Source organism: Neisseria sp. HMSC070F02 (assembly GCF_001814225.1).
Taxonomy (GTDB): domain Bacteria; phylum Pseudomonadota; class Gammaproteobacteria; order Burkholderiales; family Neisseriaceae; genus Neisseria; species Neisseria meningitidis.
Genome location: NZ_KV815354.1, coordinates 1 through 542, shown reverse-complemented (window position 1 = coordinate 542; position 542 = coordinate 1). Strand labels below are relative to the sequence as shown.

The window sequence follows — 542 nt, the reverse complement described above, 5'->3', positions numbered from 1 at the left end:
TAGGGCGTGTCCTCAATTTAACTTAGCATGAATAATAGAGCAAGCCAAGTAAAGCATCGATTTAAAATTACGAGCTAATTTCTCATAGCGAGTAGCAATACTACGAAACTGCTTTAATCGTGCAAATGCATTCTCGACTAAGTGGCGTAATTTATAAAGGTAGCTATCAAAATCAGGGTTAGGTTTCTTGGCATTTTTACGCTTTGGTATAATAGCTTTCATACCGTGTTCTATCGCTTTATCTCTGATTTCTTGCGAGTCATACCCTTTGTCAGCGATAAAATACTGGGCTTCTTGTATGACTTCTATCAAGTCGTTTGCAACTTGACTGTCGTGCACGTTACCCCCAGTGACTTTAAAATCGAGCGGATTTCCATGCGAGTCCACACATAGGTGTATTTTTGTCGTGTTTCCGCCACGGCTTTGTCCAATTGCTCTATCGAAACCACGCCGAGCTCCACTTGCATGTTGATGACACCGTACATAACTTCCGTCGATGAATACCCATTCTTTGTCAATTTCTTTTCGTAGATCAAAAAAAA

Annotated in this window: 1 protein-coding gene; it reads right to left on the bottom strand. The window is 40.4% G+C overall.

All coding sequences use genetic code 11. The annotated features are described in order from the left end of the window. Nucleotides 1-12 precede the first annotated feature (12 nt). On the bottom strand, nucleotides 13-542 hold a 530-nt coding region (locus HMPREF2959_RS10430), incomplete at its 5' end, for an IS5-like element IS1301 family transposase (RefSeq protein WP_083314112.1).